The sequence below is a fragment of the Bordetella petrii genome (assembly GCF_000067205.1).
GTDB classification, from domain to species: Bacteria; Pseudomonadota; Gammaproteobacteria; order Burkholderiales; family Burkholderiaceae_B; genus Bordetella_A; species Bordetella_A petrii.
In genome coordinates this window covers 2612995-2635100 of the sequence record NC_010170.1, presented here as the reverse complement: position 1 = coordinate 2635100, position 22106 = coordinate 2612995, and the positions used below count along the sequence as shown (strand labels likewise).

At 67.4% G+C, this 22106-nt stretch carries 25 protein-coding genes; 20 read left to right on the top strand and 5 right to left on the bottom strand.

Annotated features, from left to right (window positions below; all coding sequences use genetic code 11):
- The first annotated feature begins 41 nt into the window (after positions 1-41).
- Entirely contained in the window at positions 42-2405 is a 2364-nt protein-coding gene (gene ppsA / locus BPET_RS12725) for a phosphoenolpyruvate synthase (protein WP_012249427.1), read from the top strand.
- 184 nt (positions 2406-2589) lie between these two features.
- Here the strand turns inward: ppsA and BPET_RS12720 are convergent, their stop codons facing one another.
- Positions 2590-3342 (bottom strand): glutamine amidotransferase, encoded by a 753-nt coding sequence (locus BPET_RS12720; protein WP_041863922.1) that lies wholly within the window; start codon positions 3340-3342, stop codon positions 2590-2592.
- Positions 3343-3439: 97 nt separating this feature from the next.
- Here BPET_RS12720 and BPET_RS12715 point away from each other — a divergent pair, with 97 nt between their 5' ends.
- Complete coding sequence (locus BPET_RS12715) at positions 3440-3874, top strand: NfeD family protein (protein ID WP_012249425.1); 435 nt, start codon at positions 3440-3442, stop codon at positions 3872-3874.
- Positions 3875-3912: 38 nt separating this feature from the next.
- Positions 3913-4839, top strand: coding sequence for an SPFH domain-containing protein (locus BPET_RS12710; protein WP_041863920.1), 927 nt, complete (start codon positions 3913-3915; stop codon positions 4837-4839).
- Positions 4840-4876: 37 nt separating this feature from the next.
- Here BPET_RS12710 and smpB read toward each other — a convergent pair whose 3' ends face one another.
- A complete protein-coding gene (smpB, locus tag BPET_RS12705) occupies positions 4877-5332 on the bottom strand; it encodes an SsrA-binding protein SmpB (protein WP_012249423.1) in 456 nt (151 codons plus the stop codon).
- 80 nt (positions 5333-5412) lie between these two features.
- On the opposite strand from smpB, the gene BPET_RS12700 reads away from it, so the two are divergent.
- The 7 genes from BPET_RS12700 to BPET_RS12670 all read left to right on the top strand — a co-directional run bounded on the left by BPET_RS12700 (position 5413) and on the right by BPET_RS12670 (position 10825).
- A complete protein-coding gene (locus BPET_RS12700) occupies positions 5413-5847 on the top strand; it encodes a type II toxin-antitoxin system RatA family toxin (protein ID WP_012249422.1) in 435 nt (144 codons plus the stop codon).
- The gene (locus tag BPET_RS12695; RefSeq protein ID WP_012249421.1) at positions 5837-6175 is read left to right on the top strand and encodes an RnfH family protein; all 339 of its coding nucleotides are present in this window, start codon (positions 5837-5839) and stop codon (positions 6173-6175) included. Before BPET_RS12700 ends, BPET_RS12695 begins: the two co-directional genes overlap by 11 nt.
- A gap of 181 nt (positions 6176-6356) precedes the next feature.
- Positions 6357-7511, top strand: a complete 1155-nt coding sequence (locus BPET_RS12690; RefSeq protein ID WP_012249420.1) for an acyl-CoA dehydrogenase family protein — start codon at positions 6357-6359, stop codon at positions 7509-7511.
- Entirely contained in the window at positions 7508-8683 is a 1176-nt protein-coding gene (locus BPET_RS12685) for an enoyl-CoA hydratase/isomerase family protein (protein ID WP_012249419.1), read from the top strand. The genes BPET_RS12690 and BPET_RS12685 overlap by 4 nt, the downstream gene beginning before the upstream one ends.
- Complete coding sequence (gene mmsB / locus BPET_RS12680) at positions 8571-9668, top strand: 3-hydroxyisobutyrate dehydrogenase (RefSeq protein ID WP_331386537.1); 1098 nt, start codon at positions 8571-8573, stop codon at positions 9666-9668. The genes BPET_RS12685 and mmsB overlap by 113 nt, the downstream gene beginning before the upstream one ends.
- Positions 9665-10111, top strand: a complete 447-nt coding sequence (locus BPET_RS12675) for a PaaI family thioesterase (RefSeq protein ID WP_012249417.1) — start codon at positions 9665-9667, stop codon at positions 10109-10111. The genes mmsB and BPET_RS12675 overlap by 4 nt, the downstream gene beginning before the upstream one ends.
- Before the next feature lie 24 nt (positions 10112-10135).
- The gene (locus tag BPET_RS12670; RefSeq protein WP_012249416.1) at positions 10136-10825 is read left to right on the top strand and encodes a VIT1/CCC1 transporter family protein; all 690 of its coding nucleotides are present in this window, start codon (positions 10136-10138) and stop codon (positions 10823-10825) included.
- A gap of 24 nt (positions 10826-10849) precedes the next feature.
- Here the strand turns inward: BPET_RS12670 and ygfZ are convergent, their stop codons facing one another.
- Positions 10850-11854, bottom strand: coding sequence for a CAF17-like 4Fe-4S cluster assembly/insertion protein YgfZ (gene ygfZ / locus BPET_RS12665; protein WP_041862880.1), 1005 nt, complete (start codon positions 11852-11854; stop codon positions 10850-10852).
- A 149-nt stretch (positions 11855-12003) separates the two neighbouring features.
- Between ygfZ and mltG the strand changes: the two genes are divergently transcribed.
- From mltG to BPET_RS12640, 5 genes are all read left to right on the top strand, one after another.
- Positions 12004-13011 (top strand): endolytic transglycosylase MltG, encoded by a 1008-nt coding sequence (gene mltG / locus BPET_RS12660; RefSeq protein WP_012249414.1) that lies wholly within the window; start codon positions 12004-12006, stop codon positions 13009-13011.
- A gap of 36 nt (positions 13012-13047) precedes the next feature.
- The gene (gene tmk, locus BPET_RS12655) at positions 13048-13671 is read left to right on the top strand and encodes a dTMP kinase (protein ID WP_012249413.1); all 624 of its coding nucleotides are present in this window, start codon (positions 13048-13050) and stop codon (positions 13669-13671) included.
- Positions 13668-14774 carry a DNA polymerase III subunit delta' gene (holB, locus tag BPET_RS12650; protein WP_012249412.1) on the top strand — a complete coding sequence of 369 codons (1107 nt, stop codon included), beginning with the start codon at positions 13668-13670 and terminating at the stop codon, positions 14772-14774. Before tmk ends, holB begins: the two co-directional genes overlap by 4 nt.
- Positions 14775-14834: 60 nt before the next feature.
- Positions 14835-15605, top strand: coding sequence for a TatD family hydrolase (locus BPET_RS12645; protein WP_012249411.1), 771 nt, complete (start codon positions 14835-14837; stop codon positions 15603-15605).
- Between the two features lie 71 nt (positions 15606-15676).
- Positions 15677-16531 carry an ankyrin repeat domain-containing protein gene (locus tag BPET_RS12640; protein WP_012249410.1) on the top strand — a complete coding sequence of 285 codons (855 nt, stop codon included), beginning with the start codon at positions 15677-15679 and terminating at the stop codon, positions 16529-16531.
- Positions 16532-16573: 42 nt separating this feature from the next.
- Here the strand turns inward: BPET_RS12640 and BPET_RS12635 are convergent, their stop codons facing one another.
- A complete protein-coding gene (locus tag BPET_RS12635) occupies positions 16574-17161 on the bottom strand; it encodes a tetratricopeptide repeat protein (protein ID WP_012249409.1) in 588 nt (195 codons plus the stop codon).
- A 4-nt stretch (positions 17162-17165) separates the two neighbouring features.
- A complete protein-coding gene (locus BPET_RS12630; RefSeq protein WP_012249408.1) occupies positions 17166-17897 on the bottom strand; it encodes a hypothetical protein in 732 nt (243 codons plus the stop codon).
- A gap of 272 nt (positions 17898-18169) precedes the next feature.
- Between BPET_RS12630 and BPET_RS12625 the strand changes: the two genes are divergently transcribed.
- Genes BPET_RS12625 through hutG form a run of 5 tightly spaced genes read left to right on the top strand, consistent with a single transcriptional unit; the run spans position 18170 to position 22086 of the window.
- Entirely contained in the window at positions 18170-18907 is a 738-nt protein-coding gene (locus tag BPET_RS12625) for an IclR family transcriptional regulator (protein ID WP_012249407.1), read from the top strand.
- A gap of 56 nt (positions 18908-18963) precedes the next feature.
- On the top strand, positions 18964-19707 hold the full coding sequence (locus BPET_RS12620; protein WP_012249406.1) for a glutamine ABC transporter substrate-binding protein: 744 nt from the start codon (positions 18964-18966) through the stop codon (positions 19705-19707).
- Positions 19704-20372, top strand: a complete 669-nt coding sequence (locus tag BPET_RS12615; RefSeq protein WP_012249405.1) for an amino acid ABC transporter permease — start codon at positions 19704-19706, stop codon at positions 20370-20372. The genes BPET_RS12620 and BPET_RS12615 overlap by 4 nt, the downstream gene beginning before the upstream one ends.
- The gene (locus BPET_RS12610; protein WP_012249404.1) at positions 20369-21145 is read left to right on the top strand and encodes an amino acid ABC transporter ATP-binding protein; all 777 of its coding nucleotides are present in this window, start codon (positions 20369-20371) and stop codon (positions 21143-21145) included. Before BPET_RS12615 ends, BPET_RS12610 begins: the two co-directional genes overlap by 4 nt.
- Positions 21142-22086: a formimidoylglutamase gene (gene hutG / locus BPET_RS12605; protein WP_012249403.1), complete on the top strand. Its 945-nt coding sequence runs from the start codon at positions 21142-21144 to the stop codon at positions 22084-22086. Before BPET_RS12610 ends, hutG begins: the two co-directional genes overlap by 4 nt.
- Positions 22087-22106: the final 20 nt, after the last annotated feature.

The window sequence follows — 22106 nt, the reverse complement described above, 5'->3', positions numbered from 1 at the left end:
TGACCAAACTCGCTTTCTCTCCATTGTAAAAGGTGACTTCAATGTCGTATGTCGTTTCGTTCGAGCAGCTCCGCATGACGGATGTGGACTCGGTAGGAGGCAAAAACGCATCGCTAGGTGAAATGATCAGTCAGCTGTCCGGCGCGGGCGTCCGCGTACCGGGCGGCTTCGCCACGACCGCCGAGGCTTTCCGCGATTTCCTCAAGGCGTCGGGCCTGGATCAGCGCATCTCCACCCGCCTCAGCACGCTCAACCCCGAAGACGTCCGCGAACTGGCCACGGCCGGCGCCGAGATCCGCCAATGGATCGTCGAGGCCCCGTTTTCGCCCGAATTCGAACAGCAGATCCGCTCCGCCTTTGCCGCGCTCGATGCCGACGGCAAGGGTTCGTTCGCCGTGCGCTCGTCGGCCACCGCCGAAGACCTGCCCGACGCATCGTTTGCCGGCCAGCAGGAAACCTTCCTGAACGTGGTGGGCATCGATGACGTGCTCGACAAGATCCGCCACGTGTTCGCTTCGTTGTACAACGACCGCGCTATCTCGTATCGCGTGCACAAGGGCTACGCGCATGCCGAAGTGGCGTTGTCGGCGGGCGTGCAGCGCATGGTGCGTTCCGACAAGGGCAGCGCGGGCGTGATGTTCACCATCGATACCGAGTCCGGGTTCCAGGACGTGGTGTTCATTACCTCGTCGTACGGCCTGGGCGAAACCGTGGTGCAGGGCGCGGTGAACCCCGACGAGTTCTACGTGTTCAAGCCCACACTTGAACAAGGCCATTATCCCATCGTCAGCCGCCGCATCGGCTCGAAGCTGATCAAGATGGAATTCGACCCCGAGCGCCCCGAAGGCCGCGCCGTGCGCACCGTTGACGTGCCGGTGTCCGAGCGCAACCGCTATTCGCTCAGCGACGACGAAGTCACCGAACTGGCGCGCTACGCAGTCATTATCGAAAAACACTACGGCCGCCCCATGGATATCGAATGGGGCCGCGACGGCATCGACGGCAAGATCTACATCCTGCAGGCCCGCCCCGAAACCGTGAAGTCGCAGCAAAGCGGCAACGACGTGCAGCAGCGCTATCGCTTGAAGGCCACCGGCCAGGTACTGATAACCGGCCGCGCCATCGGCCAGAAGATCGGCTCCGGCCCGGTGCGGGTGGTGGCTGATATTTCCGAAATGGACAAGGTCCAGCCCGGCGACGTGCTGGTCACCGACATGACCGACCCCAACTGGGAGCCGGTCATGAAGCGCGCCTCGGCCATTGTCACCAACCGCGGCGGCCGCACCTGCCACGCGGCCATCATCGCGCGCGAGCTGGGCATCCCGGCGGTAGTGGGCTGCGGCGAAGCCACCGACGTGCTGAAAGAAGGGCAGTCGGTCACGGTGTCGTGCGCCGAGGGCGATGAAGGCCGTATCTACGATGGCCTGATCGAAACCGAGGTCGAGGAAGTGCGGCGCGGCGAAATGCCGCCCATCGACGTCAAGATCATGATGAACGTCGGCAATCCGCAACTGGCGTTCGATTTCGCCCAGATTCCCAACTCGGGGGTGGGCCTGGCGCGCCTGGAATTCATCATCAACAACAATATCGGCATCCACCCCAAGGCAGTGCTCGACTACCCCAATGTCGATGGCGAGCTGAAAAAGGCGGTCGAATCGGCCGCGCGCGGCTATGCCAGCCCGCGCGCCTTCTTCGTCGAGAAGCTGGCCGAAGGCATTGCCACCATCGCGGCGGCATTCTGGCCCAAGTCGGTCATCGTGCGCATGTCCGACTTCAAGTCGAACGAATACCGCAAGCTGGTGGGTGGCTCGCGCTATGAGCCCGAAGAAGAAAACCCCATGCTGGGCTTCCGGGGCGCGTCGCGCTACATCGCGGCCGACTTCGCCGAGTGCTTCCGCATGGAGTGCGAAGCCCTGAAGAAAGTGCGCGACGAAATGGGCCTGACCAACGTCGAGATCATGGTGCCGTTCGTGCGCACCGTGGGGCAGGCGCGCCGCGTGGTCGATCTACTGGCCGCGCACGGCCTGGCGCGCGGCGAAAACGGCCTGAAGCTCATCATGATGTGCGAAGTGCCGTCCAACGCGCTGCTGGCCGACGAATTCCTGCAGTATTTCGACGGCTTCTCCATCGGCTCGAACGACATGACCCAGCTCACCCTGGGCCTGGACCGCGATTCGGGCATGGAACTGCTGGCGGCCGATTTCGACGAACGCGACGACGCGGTGAAGTTCATGCTGCGCCGTGCCATCAAGGCATGCCTGGCGGCCAACAAGTACGTGGGCATCTGCGGCCAAGGCCCCAGCGACCACCCCGACTTCGCTCAGTGGCTGAAAGACGAAGGCATCCTGTCCATGTCGCTGAACCCGGATACCGTGGTCGACACCTGGCAGCGCCTGGCCAAATGATCCATGCCTGGCCGGCGCGTCCGGCGGGCATGGCAAAAACCCCTGTTTCAAGCGAAGCAGGGGTTTTTTTATGGGTAATACCCGCTATTTATTCACGGGCCTGATTCCCGCAGCAGGGTGTCAGGCCCCGTGCCGTTGAACAGCAGTGGCGCGCCTGTAAGCCAGGCGCCTGGCGCCATCCAGCCTACCGCTGCGCCGTGGCGGCGGGTTGCCGCAGGTTGAGGAAGCGCCGCAGCAGGCTGGCCGCGGTGGGCGTGGGTTTGAGGGCGTCGGCCAATGCGCCCGCGTCCAGGCCTTCCCGCGCGTAGTCGGCCTGGTAGGCGAGCAGGTGATCGCGCATGAATTCCGGGCCGAATTCGGGGTGGAACTGGCTTGAATAAATGCCCGGCGCGAGCCTTAGCAACTGGTGGTCATCGAGCGTGGAACGCGCCAGGGTCACGGCGCCGGCGGGCAGGCGCGTAACGGTCTGGGCGTGCAGCAGCTGCGCCGGAAAATTCACCGGCAAGCCGGCCATTAGCGGGTCGCCGGCGGCGGCCGGCAGGCATTCGATGGCTTGCGTGCCCAGCTCGCGCCCGCGCGGGTTGTAGCCCACCTCGCCGCCCAATGCATGGACCAGCAGCTGGTGCCCGTAGCATACGCCGAACATGGGCAGGCCGGCGGCAGCGGCCTGCTTCAACCAGCCGGCGGCCTGTTCGCTCCAGGGCTCGCGGTCGGTGACCATGGCGGGCGAGCCGGTGATGAGCACGGCGCGGTAGTCTGCCGGCGCCCGCGGCAGTTCGCCCGCATGGGCACGCACGATGTGCGCGGCCTGCGGGGCCAGGCCCGCCGCGTGGCGCAGCATCTGCGCGTAATCGCCGTGGCGGCCGCGCAGGGTGTCGTCGGGATCGCCGGTGTGCAGGATCAGGACCGGCAACGCGGAGGTATCGCATGCGTTCATGCGCATCATGATAGTCGCCATGCGGCGATTTCGCACCCGGGCAGGGCGGAAATCCGTACAATCGACGCGGTACTCGGCTTGAACAAGGCATAAGACGATGTGGATCTGGTTCGGGTTGGCGGCAGCCGCGCTCATCGGCGAAGTCGCCAGCGGCACGTTCTATCTGCTGCTGGTGGCGTTGGGCCTGGCCGCCGGGGGCATTGCCGCGTGGCTGGCGGCCGGCCTCGAATGGCAACTGGTGGCCTGCGCGGTGGTGGCGCTGGCCGGGCTGCTGGTGCTGCGTCGCACCGGAGTCCTGAAAAAACGTGAAATCGACGCCGGCCGCAATGCCGACGTCAACATGGACATCGGCCAGACGGTCGAGGTCGAGTCCTGGTCCGAGACCGGCCTGACGCGGGTCTGGTACCGGGGCGCGCACTGGCAGGCCGAGCTGGCCGCCGGGCAGCCGCGCCAGCCGGGCCCGCACGTCATCGCCGAGTTGCGGGGCACGCGCCTGGTGCTGGTCCCCCGCGAAACCGCCGAGCGCGCCTGAGCCGGCACGCTTCCATTACCCACGCAGGAATCCTCATGATGCTCGATACTTCCACCATCGTCCTGATCGTACTGGTCGTCCTGGCGCTGCTGATCATTATCAAGGCCATCGCCATCGTGCCCCAGCAGCATGCCTGGGTGGTCGAGCGGCTGGGCAAGTTCGACCGCGTGCTGTCGCCGGGCGCGGGCTTTGTCATTCCCTTTATCGAGCGGGTGGCGTACAAGCACTCGCTAAAAGAAATCCCGCTGGACGTGCCCAGCCAGGTCTGCATCACGCGCGACAACACTCAGCTGCAGGTCGACGGCGTGCTGTATTTCCAGGTCACCGATGCCATGCGCGCGTCCTACGGGTCGTCGAACTACATCTCGGCCATCACCCAGCTCTCGCAGACCACGCTGCGCTCGGTCATCGGCAAGCTCGAGCTCGACCGCACCTTCGAAGAACGCGAGTTCATCAACAGCACGATCGTCAGCTCGCTGGACGAAGCCGCGCTGAACTGGGGCGTGAAAGTGCTGCGCTACGAGATCAAAGACCTGACGCCGCCCAATGAAATCTTGCGGGCCATGCAGGCGCAGATCACGGCGGAACGCGAAAAGCGGGCCCTGATCGCCGCCTCCGAAGGGCGCCGCCAGGAACAGATCAACATCGCCACCGGCGAGCGCGAGGCCGCGATTGCCCGTTCCGAGGGCGAGAAACAAGCCCAGATCAACCAGGCGCAGGGCGAGGCGGCGGCCGTGCTGGCCATCGCCGAGGCCACGGCCAAGGCCATCACGCAGGTGGGCGAGGCGGTGCGCCAGCCCGGCGGCATGGAAGCCGTCAACCTGAAAGTGGCCGAGCGCTATGTAGACGCCTTCGGCAACGTGGCCAAGGAAGGCAACACGCTGATCCTGCCGTCGAACCTGTCGGATGTGGGTGGCCTGATCGCGTCGGCCATGGCCATCGTGAAGACCGGCAAGGCTTCTTGAAACAGGCCCCGAAGCGTGACGCGCTTCGGAGGCAAACTTACTTGTTGCGCGTGTCGTGCTTCATGATGCGCTCTTTTTCGCGCTGCCAGTCTTTTTCGCGGGCCGTATCGCGCTTGTCGTACAGCTTCTTGCCGCGCCCCAGGGCAAAATCGAGCTTGATGCGCCCGTTTTTGTAGTGCAGATTCAGGGGCACCAGCGTGTAGCCGCGCTGCTCGACCTTGCCGATCAGCTTGCTGATTTCCTCGGCCTTGAGCAGCAGCTTGCGGGTGCGCATGGCGTCGGGATGCACGTGGGTGGATGCCGTGGGCAGCGGGCTCACGTGCATACCCAGCAGGAACAGCTCGCCATCGCGCACGATGACGTAGCTTTCCTTCAGTTGCACGCGGTTCTCGCGAATCGCCTTGACCTCCCAGCCCTGCAGGACCAGGCCGGCTTCAAAGCGGTCTTCGATGAAATAGTCGTGCGTGGCCTTGCGATTGTCAATGATGCTCATGAGGCGGTATGCGGCGGGAAAATCCGCCGGTAGCGGCGCTACCGGTAAAATCTGGTCATTCTAGCGATTTGCGATAGCCGATGCACAAAGTACAGCGATCCGTCCTGGTTCCCTACAGCGCCGCGCAGATGTTCGACCTGGTGGCCGACGTGGAAAAGTACCCTGAATTCATGCCCTGGTGCGGCGGCACCGAGGTGCAGTCGCGCACCGAGCACGGCATGCAGGCCTCGATACTGATCAGTTTCGCCGGCATGAAACAGCGCTTTACCACCCGCAATACCCACGATTACCCCGAGCGCATCGACCTGGAACTGGTCGATGGGCCGTTTTCGATGCTGGTGGGTCACTGGCAGTTCCAGGCGCTGGCCGAAGACGCCTGCAAGGTGCTGTTCACCCTGGAATACGCCTTTTCCAACCGGGCGCTCGAAATGGTGGTGGGGCCGGTGTTCAACCGCATCGCCACCAGTTTCATCGATTCTTTCACCAAGCGGGCGCAGGCGGTCTATGGCGAATGACGCCCCGTTGCGCGTGTGCGTGTGCCATGCCGAATCCGCGGCATCGGCGTGGCAATGCTCGCTGGAGCTGCCAGCGCATGCCACTGTGGGCGATGCCGTGCAAGCCAGCGGCTTCGCGGCGCGGTTTCCGGGCAAAGACGCCTGGCAGCTGGGGGTAGGGGTGTTCGGCAAGCTTTGCCGGGCGGATACGCCCCTGGCCGATGGCGACCGGGTCGAAATCTACCGGCCGCTCGACTTCGACCCGAAAGAGTCGCGCCGCCGCCGCGCCGAGCACCGGCGGGCCAAGGCCGCCCGGCAGGGGCGCGAGCGCCCGCCCGGGCTGCTGTAGGGCGGCCGGCCGGTGGGCGCATTGTCACCGGCAAGACAAAATCCCTGCGCGAATCCGGCGTAAGATGGCACCGATAGATTTACGTTTACGTTAACGTCATGCAAAATCGGCGCTTGGCAGGCGCGGCGGCTCACGAGGCGGCCGCGGCGCCATCAAGACCGACCCAACAGGAGACAAAGCCGTGGATCTGGAACTGACCGACGAGCAGCGCGCCTTTGCCCAGGCGGCGCGCGATTTCGCCCAGGGTGAACTGGCGCCCCATGCGGCGCACTGGGATGCCGAAGGCATCTTCCCGCGCGAGGCCTTCGCGCGGGCGGGCGAATTGGGCTTTTGCGCCATCTATGCGGCCGAAGACATCGGCGGCCTGGGCCTGCCCAGGCTGGACGCCACCCTGGTGTTTGAGGAAATGGCCGCCGTCGACCCGTCCACCACCGCTTTTCTCACCATCCACAACATGGCCACCTGGATGGTCGGGCAGTGGGGCCAGCCGGCCCTGCGCGAAGCCTGGGGGCCGCTGCTGGCCAGCGGCCAGAAGCTTGCGTCGTACTGCCTGACCGAGCCGGGCGCCGGCTCCGACGCGGGCTCGCTGTCCACCCGCGCGCAGCGCGACGGCGACCACTATGTGCTCAACGGCGCCAAGGCGTTCATTTCCGGCGGCGGCGACACCGACCTGCTGGTCGTGATGGCGCGCACCGGCGGCGAAGGCCCGGGCGGCGTCAGCGCCTTCGCGGTGCCGGCCGACAGCGCGGGCATCAGCTACGGCCGCAAAGAAGAAAAAATGGGCTGGAACAGCCAGTCCACCCGCCCCATCACCTTCGAGAATGTGCGCGTGCCGGCGGCCAACATGCTGGGCAGCGAAGGCGAGGGCTTCAAGATCGCCATGAAAGGACTCGATGGCGGCCGCATCAACATAGGCACATGTTCCGTGGGCGCCGGCCAGGGCGCGCTGGACGCCGCGCGGCGCTACATGGACGAACGGCGCCAGTTCGGACGCCGGCTGGCCGAGTTCCAGGCGCTGCAATTCAAGCTGGCCGACATGGCCACGCACCTGGTGGCGGCGCGCCAGATGGTGCGGCTGGCGGCCTGCAAGCTCGATGCCGGCTCGCCCGACGCCGGCACCTACTGCGCCATGGCCAAGCGCTTTGCCACCGACATGGGTTTCCAGGTCTGCCTTGACGCCCAGCAGATACACGGCGGCTATGGGTACTTGCGCGACTACCCACTCGAGCGCCTGGTGCGCGATACTCGTGTTCACCAGATACTCGAGGGCACCAACGAGATCATGCGCGTGATCGTGGCCCGCCAACTGCTCGAAAAAGGAGCCGACATCCGATGAACGCCCCGGTGCTGTTCGAAGAAAAAACCGCCGCCAACGGCATGCGGCTGGGTTTTGCCACGCTGAATGCGCCGCAAACGCTCAATGGGCTATCGCTCGAAATGGTCGACCTGCTGGCCGCCCAGCTCGATGCCTGGGCGCATGACGCGGGGCTGGCCGCGGTGGTGCTGCAGGGCGCCGGCGGCAAGGCCTTCAGCGCGGGGGGCGACCTGCACGGCCTGTACCGCAGCATGCAGCAGCACCGGGGGCAGGGCGCCTGGGCCAATCAGCACGCGCGCGATTTCTTCGAACGCGAATACCGGCTGGACTACCGCATCCATACCTATCCCAAACCGGTGCTGTGCTGGGGCAGCGGCATCGTCATGGGTGGCGGCGTGGGCCTGATGATGGGCGCCAGCCACCGCGTGGTCAGCGAAACCACGCGCATCGCCATGCCCGAAATCTCGATCGGCCTGTTCCCCGACGTGGGCGGCAGCTGGCTGCTGAACCGCATGCCGGGGCGCACCGGGCTGTTCCTGGCGCTTACCGGCGCGCAACTGAACGCCTCCGATGCCTTCTACGCCGGCATTGCCGATTTCCGCCTCGAATCCGCCGACTGGCCACGCCTGGTCGAAGCCCTGCTCGAAACACCCTGGGCGGGGCAGGCGGGCGGCCCGGGCGACGGTTCCTCGCCGCCGCGCGCCATCAACGATGGCCTGCTGCGCCGCGCGCTGCTGGCCCACGAGCCGGCCACTCCGCTGCAGCCCGGGCCGCTGCGCCAGCATGCCTTCCAGGTCAACAGCCTGTGCAGCGGCAACAACCTGCCCGAAATCTACCGCGCCATCGCCGACCTGAAAGACCACGCCGACCCCTGGCTGGCGCGCGCGGCCGCCACCATGCTGGCGGGCTCGCCCGGTTCCGCCCGGCTGGCGTTCACCTTGCAGCAGCACACGCGGCTGCGCTCGCTGGCCGACGTCTTCCGTACCGAATACGTGGCCGCGCTGGCGTGCACGGTGCAGGGCGACTTCGCCGAAGGCATACGCGCGCTGCTCATCGACAAAGACAAGCAACCCAGATGGAATCCGGCCACCCTCGAACAGGCTGACGAAGCCTGGGTGCAGCGCTACTTCGAGGCGCCGTGGCCCGCCGGCCAGGCACATCCGCTGGCCGACCTGGGCCCCGCGGAAAACTGATCCATCGCGCCCGCGGGCCCGCCGCCGGGCATGGCCCGGTTGCCCGGCCCGGCGGGACGCCAACCACCATTCCCACGACAACACCCGGAGACTACACATGAGCAGCATCGCATTCATCGGCCTGGGCAACATGGGCGCACCCATGGCGCACAACCTGATCAAGGCCGGTCACTCACTTACCGTGTTCGACCTGGTGCCCGCCGCCGTCCAGGGCCTGTCCGACGCCGGCGCGCGCGCGGCCGGCTCGGCCGCCGAAGCGGTGCGCGGCGCCGAAGTCGTCATATCCATGCTGCCGGCCAGCAAGCACGTCGAAGCGCTCTATCTCGACAACGACCTGTTGTCCAGCATCGACCCGAGCGCCCTGGTGATCGAATGCAGCACCATCGCCCCCGATTCGGCGCGCAAGGTCGCCGCCGCCGCGCAGGCGCGCGGCCTGGCCATGATCGACGCGCCGGTTTCGGGCGGCACGGGCGGTGCCGCCGCCGGCACGCTGACCTTCATCGTGGGCGGCGAGCCCGATGCGCTGCAGCGGGCCATGCCGGTGCTGCAGAACATGGGCAAGAACATCTTCCACGCGGGCACGGCAGGCGCCGGGCAGGTTGCCAAGATCTGCAACAACATGCTGCTGGGCATCCTGATGGCCGGCACTTCCGAAGCGCTGGCGCTGGGCGTGGCCAACGGCCTCGACCCCAAGGTGCTGTCGGACATCATCGCCAAGAGCTCCGGCCGCAATTGGGCCACCGAACTCTACAACCCCTGGCCCGGCGTCATGGAACACGCGCCGGCCTCCAAGGGCTACGCGGGCGGCTTCGGCGTCGACCTCATGCTCAAAGACCTGGGCCTGGCCGCCGAATCGGCGCTGTCGTCGCGCTCGTCCATTCCGCTGGGCGAACTGGCGCGCAACCTGTATTCGCTGCACAGCACGGGGGGGAGCGGCAAGCTCGATTTTTCCAGCATTGTCAACCTCTATACCCACAACACATGAGCGTCGCCCCCGACCCGCGCGCGGCGCAGGCCGCGCTGCAGCGCGTGCACGACAGCTTCGCGCGCCAGACGGTCATGGCCGCTTTCGGCGCCAGGCTGGCGCGGGTGCAGCCCGGGCAGGTCGACATCGAACTCCCTTTCCGGGCCGACTTGTGCCAGCAGAACGGGTACCTGCATGCGGGCATTTCCACCGCCATCGCCGACAGCGCCGGCGGCTATGCGGCGTTTTCGCTATTCGAAGCGGGCGAAGACGTGCTGACCTCTGAATTCAAAATGAATTTCCTGGCGCCTGCCGACGGCGAGCGTTTCCTGGCCACCGGCCGTGTCCTCAAGCCGGGCCGCCGCCTTACGGTGTGCCAGGTCGAGGTCCAGGCCTGGCGCGGCCAGCAGTCCACGCTGTGCCTGGTGGGCCTGATGACCGCCGTGCGCGTGGCGCCGCGCTGAGTTTCCTTCGACCTTTCTTGAAACATGCCCGCTAGAGAGCACCATCGTATTTTTCGCGCCGGATGGCTGCGCGCCGCCGTGCTGGGCGCCAACGACGGCATCGTGTCCACCGCCAGCCTGATCGCCGGCGTGGCGGCGGCCAGCGCCGCCCACGAAACCGTACTGACGTCCGGGTTGGCCGGGCTGGTGGCCGGCTCGCTGTCGATGGCGGCCGGCGAGTACGTGTCGGTACGGTCGCAGGCCGATACCGAAGCCGCCGACCTGCGGCTGGAGCAGCGTTCGCTAACAGGTAATTCGGCCCAGGAACTGCAAGAGCTCACCGACATCTACGTGGACCGCGGCGTGGCGCCCGAGCTGGCGCAGCAGGTGGCCGTTCAGCTGACCCGTCACGACGCGTTGGACGCGCACGCTCGCGACGAACTGGGCATCTCGGTGCACAACCGGGCCCAGCCGGTGCAGGCGGCCCTGGCCTCGGCGGTATCGTTCGCCTCGGGCGCGGCCCTGCCGTTGATCACCGCGGCCGTCACCCCGGTGGCCAACATGGTGTCAGTGGTTACCGCCACGTCCGTGCTGTGGCTGGCCGTGCTGGGCGCCGTGGCGGCGCGCACCGGCGGCGCGCCGGCAGTGCCGGCGGCGCTGCGCGTCATGGTGCTGGGCGGCCTGGCCATGTTGCTAACCGCCGGCGTGGGTGCGCTGTTCGGCGTGGCGGTGTAGCCGCGCACGGGCCGTGCGCGTCGTTCAGGCGCCTTCGGCCAGCGCGTAGGGCAACGGCGCAACCGCAATATGCGGGCCGTCGGGCGCGCCTACGCGCAATTCGCCTGCCGCCAGCGCGGCCAATGCAATTTCGAACAGCACGCCGTCGCGCGATGCCTCGATGACCCGGCCACAGGGCTCTTGCGGCTGGGCGGCATCGTAAATGTCGGTGCCGGGCGGCGGCGGATCAGCCTGGCCGTCCAGCCGCCCGTAGGCGGCGCGGCGCTTCACGGTGCCGCGGTAATGGCTGCGGGCCACCACCTCCTGGCCCGGATAACAGCCTTTGGTGAAGCTCACGCCGTCGAGCAGATCCAGGTTGAGCGTTTGCGGAATAAACAGGTCTTGCGTGGCCGCCGCAACCCAAGGCAGGCCGGCGGCCAGGTCGTCGCCACGCCATTGGTCGGGGGTGCCGCGGGCCAGTTGCGCGGCCAGGGCGCCGGCTTGCTGCAGTTGGGCCTCGGAGGCGATCCACCACCAGCGCAGGGCCCCTCTGGCCGAAGGCGCGGCAATCCAGGTGCCCGTGGCCAGTTCGGCGCGCTGCCAGGCCGCCGTGGGAAGGGCGCCGCCAGCGGCGCTTTGCAGCGAGGCCAGGCCTTCCGGCGAGCACCAGACGCCGGCCGCCTGCAACGGCGCCACCGCCAGCTTTACCTTGGCGCGCAGGACGAACATCGACAGGCGCTTGACCAGCGCGTCGGCCAGGTCGCGCCGCGTCAGGGCGTACACCCGCGCGGCCTCGGCGGCGTCGGACGCCTCGGGCATGGTTTGTGCGCGCCAGAGCACCAGCGTGGCCAGCAGGCGGCCCTTGGCGGTGCAGTAGCCGCTAAGCCGCGCGGCGTCGGCGGGCAGGCCGGCGACGTCTTGTGTCAGTTGGCCGTGCAGGAATGTCAACGCGTCGGCGCCGGATGCCGCCACCACGGCGTAATCGGGCAGCGCCGCGCAATGCGCCGAACCATCGGCGCGAACAGGAATCGAATCGAAAAATGATTGCATAGCGAAACGGCAGACAGGGCGGGGCGCCGGTACGGCGCCTGATGGGCTCATGATACCCGCCGCCGCATGGCGCTGGAACCAAACCCTTGCCCGCAGCAGGGGCGACGCGCCGGCCCGATTCGCCATCATCCATTAAACTGCGCACACTTATGAAAAAGCTTTGCCTCTATTTCCTGCTGGTCTGTCTGGCCGTGGCGTTGCTGGCGGCCGCGGCCGCGGGCGGCGCCTGGGCCTGGATGAACCGCTCGCTGGACCTGCCCGCCGAGAAGGTCGAGTTCATCGTGGCGCCGGGCAGCACGCCGCGCGCGGTGGCGCGCGCCATGGCCGAGGCCGGCATCCCCATCTGGGAAGACGGCTTCGCCTGGCTGGCGCGCCTGTCCGAGCGCGACAAACTGATCAAGGCGGGCGGCTACGAGGCGCGCGCCGGCGATTCGCCGTGGGTGCTGCTCGAGCGCCTGGCGCGCGGCGACATGGTTCAGCGGCAGATCACCTTCCTGGAGGGCTGGACCTACGCACAATTCCGCCAGGCCCTGCGCGCCAACCCCGACGTCAAGCAGACCCTGGGCGACATCAGCGATGCGGCCCTGATGGCCAGGCTGGGTTCGTCCATCAAAGAGCCCGAAGGCATGTTCTTCCCGGACACGTATGTGTTCACGCCGGGCACGTCCGATTTCGACCTGCTGCGCCGCGCCTACCAGCAAGAGCAGCAAATGCTGGCCGAGGCCTGGGCCGAGCGCCAGCCCGACCTGCCGCTAAGTTCGCCCTACGACGCGCTGGTGCTGGCGTCCATCATCGAGAAGGAAACCGGACACGGCCCCGACCGCACCCGCGTGGCAGGCGTCTTCATCAACCGTCTGCGCCGGGGAATGATGCTGCAGACCGATCCCACCGTGATCTATGGCATGGGCGAACGCTACAAGGGCCGCATCCGGCGCGCCGACCTGCAGGCCGACACGCCCTGGAATACCTACACCCGCGCCGGACTGCCGCCCACGCCCATTGCCGCGGCGGGGCGCGCCTCGTTGCTGGCCGCTGTCCAGCCGGAGCGCCACAAATACCTGTACTTTGTTTCGCGCGGCAATGGCACCAGCGAGTTTTCGGCTAACCTCTCCGAACATAACCGCAACGTGGCGCGCTACATTCTGGGCCGTGATTAGCGCCTGTTCATGCATGGCTCCTTTCAGTATCAACACATGACTGCACGCGGACGTTTCATTACCCTCGAAGGCGTCGATGGCGCCGGTAAAAGCACCCACGCCGCCTGGCTGGCAGACGCACTGCGAGACATGGGGCGCACCGTGGTCGCGACCCGCGAGCCCGGCGGCACGCCCCTGGGCGAGACGCTGCGGGGGCTGGTGCTGTCCGAATCCATGACGCTCGACACCGAAACCCTGCTGATGTTCGCGGCGCGCTGCGAGCACCTGACGCAGGTCATCGAGCCCGCCCTGGCGCGGGGCGACTGGGTCGTGTGCGACCGCTACACCGACGCCACCTACGCCTACCAGGGAGGCGGGCGCCAGCTGGGGGCCGACCGCATCGCGGTGCTCGAACAATGGATGCGCCCGGCGCTGCAACCCGACCGCACATGGCTGTTCGACGTGCCGCTGGAACTGGCGCGCGCGCGCCTGGCCGATGCCCGGCTGCCCGATCGGTTCGAGCGCGAGGAAGCGGCGTTTTTCGAGCGCACACGCGCGGCGTACCTGGCGCGCGCGCAGGCCCACCCCGGCCGTATCCGTATCGTCGATTCCAGCCGGCCCGTGACCGAGGTGCGCGCGCAACTGCACGCCGAGTTGCAAGCCCTGGCGGAGATGCCATGAGTCCGGCAGGGCGCCCGAAGGGCGAAGACGGAAAAAGCGCGCCCAAGGATGGCGCGGCGGCCTTCCTGCCGTGGCAGCAAGACATCGCGCGCAGCTGGCTGGCCGAGCGCGAACGCTTCGCCCACGCCTGGCTGGTGCATGGCGTGGCCGGCATCGGCAAGCTTCAGTTCGCTTCTGCCGCGGCCGCCAGCCTCTTGTGCGAGTCGCCCCGCGATCACCTGGCTTGCGGGCAATGCCCCGCCTGTGCCTGGGTGGCTAGCGGCAACCACCCCGACCTGCGCCGCATCCGCCCCGAGGCCATTGCCCTGCAAGAAGGCGCCGAGGCCGCCGAGGGCGCCGAAGAGGCCGAACCCGCCGGTGGCGGCGCGGCGGCCAAGCGGGCGCCATCGAAAGAAATCCGCATCGACCAGATCCGGACGCTGGAATCCTGGTTCAATACGGCCACCCATCGCGGCGGCTGGCGGGTCGCGCTGCTTTATCCGGCACACGCGCTGAATGCCATTTCGGCCAATGCCTTGCTCAAGGTGCTGGAAGAGCCGCCGCCGCACACGGTGTTCCTGCTGGTGGCCGACGCCCCCGACCGCCTGCTGCCCACGCTGGTGTCGCGCTGCCGGCGGCTGCCGCTGCCGGCCCCCGAGGCGGCGCAAGCCTTGCAGTGGCTGCAAGAGCAGGGCGTTGACGGGGCCACCGACTGGCTGGCGGCGGCCGGCGGCGCGCCCCTGGCCGCGTTGCGGTTGGCTCAGGGAGGACAGCAGGCGTGCCCCGAGTGGCTGGCGCAATTGGTAACCCCGTTGGCCCAGGGACAGACGCCGGATATCGGCGCGCTGTCCGAAGGACTCGAGAAGCTCACCCCGCCTGAATGGATCGACGCGCTGCAACGCCTGTACACCGACCTGATGCTGGCCAGCGCGAGCCAGCCGGTGCGGTACTTTCCCGCTCTGGCCAAGCCGGTGGGGCAGGCTGCGGCGCGCGCCAACGCGGTACGCCTGGCTGAAGCGGCGCGCTGGCTGACCCAGCAGCGGCGCCTGGCCACGCATCCGCTCAACGCCAAGTTGCTCGCCCACGCGACCCTGCAGCGCGTGGTGCTATCCTGCCAGGGATAAGGCGCCCGCGCCGGCCGCAGCGCCGGCCGCCGGCCCATCCCGCTTACCGAACAGTCTTCCATGTACGTCGATTCACACTGCCACCTGAATTTTCCCGAGCTGGCGCAAGAACTGCCCGATATCCTGCAACGCATGGCCGCCAATCAGGTCACGCATGCGCTGGTCGTCAGCGTCGACATGCCCGACTGGCCCGGCCTGGTTGAGTTGGTCGAGCCGCATCGCAACCTGTGGGCGTCGGTGGGGGTGCATCCCGACTACGAAGCCACCTCCGACCCCACCGAGGCCGAGCTGCTGCAACTGTCACGCCACCCCAAGGTAGTGGCCATAGGCGAGACCGGCCTGGACTACTATCGCCTGAGCGAACCGCTGGACTGGCAGCGCGAACGTTTCCGCCGCCATATCCGCGTGGCGCGCCAGGCGGGCCTGCCGCTCATCATCCATACCCGCGAATCCGTAGCCGACACGCTGCGCATTCTGCGCGAAGAGAACGCCGCCGACGTAGGGGGCGTGATGCACTGCTTCACCGAGTCGTGGGACATGGCGCAGGCCGCAATGGACCTGAACTTCCATATTTCCCTGTCGGGCATCGTCACATTCAAGAATGCCGGGATCGTCCACGAGGTCGCCACCCGCATGCCGCTGGATCGTCTGCTGATCGAGACCGATTCGCCTTACCTGGCGCCCGTGCCGTTCCGGGGCAAGCGCAACGATCCCTCGAAAGTCATCCACGTCGCCGAAAAGATCGCGCAGCTCAAGGGCATTGATGTCGCCCAGGTAGCGGCTGCTTCTACGGAAAATTTCTTTAAATTATTCAACAAGATAGAAAGATAATTTAGTGTTAAATATTTAAAGTAAATTATCTGAAGTGAAATAGTTAAAGAGTTTTCTCAAGGATGTGCGCCATGAGACATTTCCGATCTGCCCCCATGCGGGCCCGCCGCACGCTGGCGGTTGGCTTGCTGGCCGTGGCGGCGGCCTGCGCCATGCCCGCCGCTTTGGCGGCGGCTTCGCCCGATAATTGGTGGGTGTACGTCCACAACGACAATGCTCCCGAAATCCGCGAATTGCTGGCGGGCGGCGCCGACCCCAACGTGCGCTACAAAAACGGCCAGCCCGCCCTGATGCGCGCCGTGGTGGATGGCGCCTGGCAGGTGTTCGACACGCTGGCCGCCGATCCGCGCACCGATCTGGAAGCCGTCAACCCGGCCAACGAAACGGCGCTGATGTACCTGGCGGTGGCGGGGCAGACCGAACGTGCCCGCGCCTTGATCGCGCGCGGGGCAAAGGTCAATCGCCTGGGCTGGACGCCACTGCATTACGCGGCGTCCAAGGGGCACCTGGACACGGCCAAGCTGCTGCTGGCGCACAAGGCCATGGTCAACGCCCCGTCTCCGGACGGCACAACGCCGCTGATGATGGCCGCCTTGTCGGGCAGCCGCGAGACAGTCCAGCTGCTGCTGGACGCCGGCGCCGACGTCACGACGCGCAACCTCAAGGGGCAGAATGCCGCAGACTGGGCCTACCAGGGCAAGGCCGGCAAGCTGGCCACCGAACTGGGCACTCTCATCGCCAAGGCGGAGCGCCGGCGCGATGCCCAGCGCGGCGGACAAGCTCCGGCCACCGCGGCGCCGGCTGCTCCCGCGCCCGCGCCTGCCGCCACGCGGCCCCAGGCCGAACCCGCACCGCCATCTGCGCAAACCGAATCCGACGCGCCGAGCCTGTCGGGGGTATCCGGCGTCAAATTGAACAAGTACTGAGGCTGAACAGATACTGGGCCTGCGGCCGCAAGGGGCCGCGGCTCAGGGCAGGACCGATCGCAGGTAGCGGTTGCGATCGAAGTCCTGAAACAGCATGGCGTTGATCTCGCGTTGCGGGCCAGCCGGCGTGGCGGCCAGCAGCTCGGCGGCCAGGCGCGGGCCCTGGGGGTCGCGCGCCAGCAGCAAGGCCATCACATAGTTTGGATCTCGCCCCGGCGCGGCTTGCCCGGCGGCAAAACGGCGGCTTGCCTCGGCGTAGCAATCCAACGGCAGTGGCGCCGGTTGCACCCGCTCCCGCAGCATGCATTGCAACATCTTGCGTTCGGCCGCCAGGCCGGCGTCCGGCAGTTGCCGGTAATCGGCCAGGGCCTGCGTGTACTGGCGCAGGCCGGTCTGGATATCGGCCCGCAACAGGCGCAGCCCGGTGTCGCCGGGCGCTTCCCGCAGCGCCTGGTCAGCCAGCGCCAGGGCCTGGCGTAACCGGCCGGAGTCGCCGTGGGCGGCCTGGTAGGCAGCCAGGGCCTGCTGGCCGGCGTCGCCGGCTGCGGCCGGGCTGGCGGCGGCGGTCCATCCTGGCAGCAGCGCCGCGGCGGCCAGGAGCGTGCTTGCCAACAGACGGGCGGCCATCATGGGCTCAGGCCAGCGCCAACGGGAATTCGCGCTCGGTGGTGGCAGGCATGGGGGTGGCCCGGCCCGAGACGGTTTCAAAGACGTAGCCCGCGCTGATCACAAGCGCGATCGACTGCCCGTGCCGCACCTCGGGCAGTTCCCACTGCGCGGCGCCGATCGGCGCGTACTCGTCCGACGGCCAGTAGCCGGGATCGTCCTGGGTCAAGGGGTGGGGCTCGCCCTGCTGGCCGTCGATCGACAGGCGCGCCGATGCGAAGAAGCGCACCGAACCCGCGCGCATGACCGAGGTGAAGCCCATGGCCGAGACCGTGATATCGCGGCCGTCCACGACGTAGTGCCCGCGCAGGAAATACGAACCGTTGACGCCGGTGCCGCGCGCCGGCAGGTAGGCCAGCTGGCGCATCGTATACGGAAACTGTCCCTCGACGTACTCGGCCGCTTCGCCGGTGCGCGCGGCCAGCACCTTGCCTGAGGCGATCAGGCCCGCCATGTGGCGCGCCGCGCCGGCGCTGGTTTGCGAGCCGGCCAGCGTGTAGCCGGGCTCGATGGCATGGCAAAGCCGCATGACGGCCAGGCGGTTGCCGTCGTCGTTCATGAACAGGCGCAGCATGGATTCGGCGCCGGCCCGGTCGGCATACCGGTTGGCGCGCTTGCCGCCTGCCTGCCAGGGCGTAAGCGTCAGGACATCGTTGGAGTGCCGCAGCACCACCGAAGGGGAAAGTAGGCCAGTGGACATGTATCGCCTCGCGCAAGACAAAAGTGCGATATGGGCGTGCGCCCGGACAAGGGAATTCATTCTATCGAGGGGAATATTGCAGGACAGCCTCGGGACGCAACACGATGTAAACCGGGCGGGCATGCTTGGGCAGGCCCGAATGCCTGCGGCCAGGCAGGCTTTTTTGTTGGGATTTTCCCGGAGAATTCTCAATTTTTGGGAATGCCATCGGCAGAAAATGAGAAAACCCCGCTAATCTGCCGCCGTTCAATCAGCCACCCGGAGCCCGACCCATGCAGGACCATGCCATCGCCGGAGGCGCCGACCGCGTGCTGTACGTGCTGGCCTCGCTGGCCCGCCACGACGGCCCCCTGTCGATCCAGGCCCTGGCCGACAAGACGGGCCTGGCGCAAAGCACGCTGTACCGCCAGGTGGCGTTGCTCAAGCGCTGGGGGTTCGTGGCAGAGCAGGGCGGCGAGTACGGCCCTGGTCCGCTGTGCGTGCAACTGGCCTGGGGCTTCGACCAGTCGTCGTTCCTGGTGCGCGAGTCGCAGCCCGACATGGCGCGCCTGGCGGCGGACTCCGGCGAAACCGTGGGTCTGCTACTGGCGGTGAAAGACCAGGCCGTATGCCTGGACATGATCGAAAGCACGCACCCGTTGCGTTGCTCGTTCGTCAAGGGCCGCGGGCTGCCGCTGGTGCGCGGCGCTTCGGCGCGCTCGCTCATGGCGTTCATGCCGGCGGCGCGCCTGCAGGCCTTGCTCGACGACTTGCGGGCTTCAGGCGTCGACGTGGCCGAGCTGGCCGCCAGCCTGGAGCCCATCCGCGCGGCCGGCTATGCCGTGACTGACAGTGAACTGGATGCGGGCGTCTGGGGCGTGAGCGTGCCGGTATTCCAGCGTCCGCACCTCGCGGTGGCCTCCATCACGCTGATGGCGCCATCTACCCGCGCCGCGCTGCGCGCGCCCGCCCTGATCGATATGACAATTGCCGCCGCCCGGCGGATTTCGGCCCGACTGCAGTGCAGTTGAAGGCCCAGGCTGACGTTCCCGTAGTTTCACATTCTTACCATCCCAAAGGAAACCCGATGAAGACACGCCGCCAACTACTGACCACTGTTCTGGCCCTGGGCCTGGCCTGGGGCGCCGCCCCGGCGCATGCGCAGGAAACCCTGCGCGTGGTGACCGACGCCACTTTTCCGCCCATGGAGTTCGTCAAGAACGGCCAGCGCACGGGCTTCGACATTGAACTGATCGAGGCGCTGGGCCAGGCCATGGGCAAGAAAATCGAATGGATCGACATTGATTTCAAGGGCTTGATCCCGGCCCTGCAGGCCGGCCGCGCCGACATGGCTGTATCGGCCATCTACATCACCGATGCGCGCAAGCAGGTGGTGGACTTCACCGACCCGTACTACGCCGGCGGCCTGGTCGTGCTCACCCGCAAAGACGGACCGATCAAGAGCCTGAAAGACCTGGATGGCCGCAAGGTGTCGGTGCAGGTGGGCACCAAGTCGGTCAATTACCTGAAGGAACATTATCCCCAGGTGCAGCGCGTCGAGGTAGAAAAGAACCAGGAAATGTTCAACCTGGTGCAGGTCGGACGCACCGATGCCGCGGTAACCGGCAAGCCCGCCGCCAAGCTGTTCGCGCAGAACACGCCTGAACTGACCGTGCTGGACGAACAGATCACCACCGAGCAATACGGCATTGCCGTGCCCAAGAGCAAGCCCGAGCTCACGGCCGCGCTGAACGCGGCGCTCAAGAAGCTCAAGGCTGACGGCACCTACGACAAGGTGGTGGGCAAGTGGTTCGAGGCGGCGCCCCGATGAACCTGGACTTTTCGCCCGTCTTCGCCGATTTCGACGCGCTGCTGCGCGGCGCCGCGGTCACCGTCGAGGTCACCGCGTGCGCCTTGCTGCTGGGCTGCGTGATCGGCCTGCTGGTCGGCGTGGGCCGGCTCAACCCGCAACGCCGCGGCCTGTACGGCCTGTGCAGCCTGTACCTGCTGTGCTTTCGCGGCACGCCGCTGCTGGTGCAACTGTTCATCTGGTTCTTCGGCCTGCCGCAGTTCGGCATCATGCTGCCGGCGTTTGCCTGCGGCGTGCTGGGCCTGGGCATGTATTCGGGCGCCTACGTGTCCGAAATCGTCCGCGGCGCGATCCAGTCCGTCGACCGCGGGCAGACCGAGGCGGCGCGTTCGCTGGGCATGTCCAGCGGGCAGGCCATGCGCATCATCATCCTGCCGCAGGCAGTGGTGCGCATGATCCCGCCGCTGGGCAACGAGTTCATCGCACTGATCAAGAACTCGGCGCTGGTGTCGCTGCTGACCATCCACGACCTGATGCATGAAGGCCAGAAGATCATCAGCGTCTCGTACCGTTCGCTGGAAACCTATCTGGTGATCGCATTGATTTACCTGGTGCTGACCACGGCGACGACCACCGTCCTGCGCCGCATCGAGCACCGCTTGCGTGCCGGAGGCATGGTGCAATGAACCCACAAGACATGATCCGCATTCGCGGGCTGCGCAAATCGTTCGGCGAGGTCGAGGTGCTGCGCGGCATCGACTTCGACGTGCAGCGTTCGCAGGTGGTTGTCGTGATCGGCCCCAGCGGCTCGGGCAAGAGCACGCTGCTGCGCTGCTGCAACGGCCTGGAAGTGGCGCAGGGCGGCACGATCGAGATCTGCGGCCAGTCGGTGCTGGACCACGGCACGCCCATGACCCAGGCCGGACTCAACCGCCTGCGCATGCGGGTGGGCATGGTGTTCCAGTCGTTCAACCTGTTCCCGCACCTGTCGGTGCTGGACAACGTCACGGTCGGCCCGCGCACGCTGCGCGGCATGAGCCGCCCGGCGGCCGAGGCGCAGGCCGCACAGTTGCTGGCCAAGGTCGGCCTGAGCGACAAGATGCAGGCCATGCCGGCCAGCCTGTCCGGCGGCCAGAAGCAGCGGGTGGCAATCGCCCGCGCGCTGGCCATGGAGCCTGAAGTGATGCTGTTCGACGAGCCCACCTCGGCGCTCGACCCCGAACTGGTGGGCGAAGTGCTGCAGGTGATGAAGCTGCTGGCCAAAGAAGGCATGACGATGATGGTGGTAACCCACGAAATGGGGTTCGCCCGCGACGTCGCCGACGTGGTCGCGGTGATGGACGGCGGCGTCATCCTCGAATCGGGTCCGCCCGATGTGATCTTCACCCAGCCTCGCGAAGCGCGCACCCGCGCCTTCTTGCAGGCGGTGCTCAACACCTCGGCGCAGGGGGCTGCATGATTGCGCGGCTCGATCCCGCTCTTTGGCGGGCGCGCGACGACAGCGCCGAGCGCGGCGACACCCGCCGGCTGGCGCACGTGGCCAGCGCCGCGGGGCAGGGCATCGGCGCCGGCGACCCGGTGCTGATCGGCTTTGCCTGCGATGCCGGGGTGGCCCGCAACCAGGGGCGCCTGGGCGCGGCCGCAGCCCCGGCCGCCATTCGCCGCATGCTGGCCGGTTTGCCGGCCCATGGATTCCCGCGCCTGGTCGACGCGGGCGACATCGTCTGTGACGATGGCCATCTCGAAGACGCTCAAGACCGCCTGGCCGCCTGCGTGGCCAATACCCTGGCGGCCGGGGCGCGGCCCCTGGTGCTGGGCGGCGGCCATGAAGTCGCGTGGGGCAGCTTCCAGGGGCTGCGCCGCTGGCTGGACGGGCAGGGCGACCGCGGGCCGGTGCTGGTGCTGAACCTGGATGCCCATTTCGACCTGCGCACCGGCCGGCCCGCCAGCTCGGGCACGCCGTTCGACCAGATCGCCGAGCATTGCGCCGCCGCGGGCCACGCCTGGCAGTACGCCTGCTATGGCGTATCGCGGTTGGGCAATACGGCGGCCCTGTATGCGCGCGCCGCCGAAATCGGCGCGGTGTGGGTCGAAGACCGCGACCTTCAGGAGCGGCACCTGGACGCGCGCCTGGCCGAAATCGACGGGCTGCTGGACGCGGCCGCGCATGTGTACCTGACCATCGACATCGACGTGCTGCCCGCCGCGGTGGCGCCGGGCGTATCGGCGCCCGCCGCCTACGGCGTGCCGCTGTCTGTGGTGGAGGAGATTGCGCTGCGGGTCCGGCGCAGCGGCAAACTGCGGGTGGCCGACCTGGCCGAATGCAATCCGGCCTTCGATCTGGACAACCGCACGGCGCGCGTGGCCGCCCGGCTGGCGTGGCAGCTGCTTGCGCCGTAAGATGAGTTTTGCGTCCGCCC